We start from the raw sequence: 1,610 nt of genomic DNA, 5'->3' as shown, positions 1-1,610 counted from the left end.
TTAAACAAAAATGTGGAATTGAAAAATATTGGCGGCTAAATATTTCAAATTTTTCAATTATACATTTAACCCCGCATTTTGCCAATACAATGTTATCTGTAGTTTTTTTTATTCCGCAATAATATTACAACTAATGGAAAAACAAATGATAAAAATAATGGCTGTCCAAAAAAATACATTACAACATCTAATGGGAAAAATTGTATTCCAGGAATATAATAGTAAAACTGAATAATAGGGTTTATAAGTAGTTCATTAATAGGATTGAATTTCGGTTCAATATAGGGAATACCAAGATTTTTACTTGTAATAGCATTTGGGTCATAATTTGGAAAATACTTGAAAGTTATTAATTGTATAAGAAAAAAAAGTAAATAAGAACAAATTCCAATTAATAAAGTAAAAGCAGATAATTTCCAATATTTATGTTTTTGATTTTTAATATAATTATAGATCTTTAAATTAGACATAAAAAAGATAGAAATGTATAACAATCCAAGTAGATAAAATAAAAATTTGGGATAAGCATTTGTTTCAATTTTTGAAGTTCCAATGTTTAAGATTATTAATCCGTTAAATATTTTTAAAATCACTATAGCTAAAACAGCAATTACAAGAATTTGAAGTTTTTTATTCATATCCTATTTTTAGTTGTTTGTTTGAGAAAATCATATTTATTAATTCCAAAATATTTATTATCAACTTATAAATTAGCTTTCAGTCTTTGGAAAAATTTTGTATAAATCTTTCAACATTCTTGTTTGTATAAAATTACAAATAACGGAAAAAGTATTGGCGAAGTGCGGGCTTAATTTGAACAAATGTTCAAGTTCAGACCAAACGGAGCCGATGCTTTTTCAGATTGTTAAATTAAGAAAAAAACAATATGAAAAGCAGCGGCGTATAAATTTTTCAAATCTTTCTATTATGCATTTAACCCCGCATTTTGCCAATACAATGTTATGTGTAGCCTTGTTGTTCTCCATTGTTAAATGTGTGTATAAACTATTGAAATGTCGCAACCTAATTTTTGTCTGAACTCTGAAATAAACTCGTCAGTCAAGTCCGACCAATTCCAAAATGTAAACCCTAAGTCGCTAAAACCCCAGTCAGGTGAAAAAGTGAATTTGTGAATGTCAGTCGCAACATTACATAAAGGACAAGTCAGATTGTTACTTTTTTGTTCATCCCAATCATTAAAGAAACTCCAGTCCTCTGATGCAATATTCTCTTTGCAATTTGGACAAATACATTCTTCCATACCATTTTCACCAGTATGAAAAACCTGTCGGTTAGTAATAATTTCAAGTCCGTTTGTAATAAGGTCAAATGGTAATTCGTCAGGTATATTTGTTACTTGTCGTGCACCGTCTGAAATTGCATAGCCATTGTCAGAACTTAAAATACAGTCAGAAAGTGTCGGCTTAACGATGTCCTGCGAAGTCAACCAATCCAAAATCTCCTTTGCTTTGATTTTGTTGTCAGGGTAACTTGATTGTCTTGGAACAACTGTAATGCTGTGCTCGCTCATTGTTAATTATTTGATATTCGAACTGTCGTTGTCATGTCCTGAAATAGGTTGACTCTTTTTGGTTAATATTTAGGATTTG

At 29.3% G+C, this 1,610-nt stretch carries 2 protein-coding genes; both read right to left on the bottom strand.

The features are described from left to right. Window positions 1-92: 92 nt before the first annotated feature. Complete coding sequence (locus tag B5X62_RS15395) at window positions 93-638, bottom strand: hypothetical protein (RefSeq protein ID WP_079668371.1); 546 nt, start codon at window positions 636-638, stop codon at window positions 93-95. A 350-nt stretch (window positions 639-988) separates the two neighbouring features. After that, on the bottom strand, window positions 989-1,531 hold the full coding sequence (locus B5X62_RS15390; protein WP_079668370.1) for a hypothetical protein: 543 nt from the start codon (window positions 1,529-1,531) through the stop codon (window positions 989-991). Window positions 1,532-1,610 lie beyond the last annotated feature (79 nt).

The organism is Soonwooa buanensis (genome assembly GCF_900167905.1).
In the GTDB taxonomy this organism is placed as follows: Bacteria; Bacteroidota; Bacteroidia; order Flavobacteriales; family Weeksellaceae; genus Soonwooa; species Soonwooa buanensis.
The sequence above is the reverse complement of the archived record's forward strand: the minus strand, read 5'-3'. Positions and strand labels throughout refer to the sequence as shown.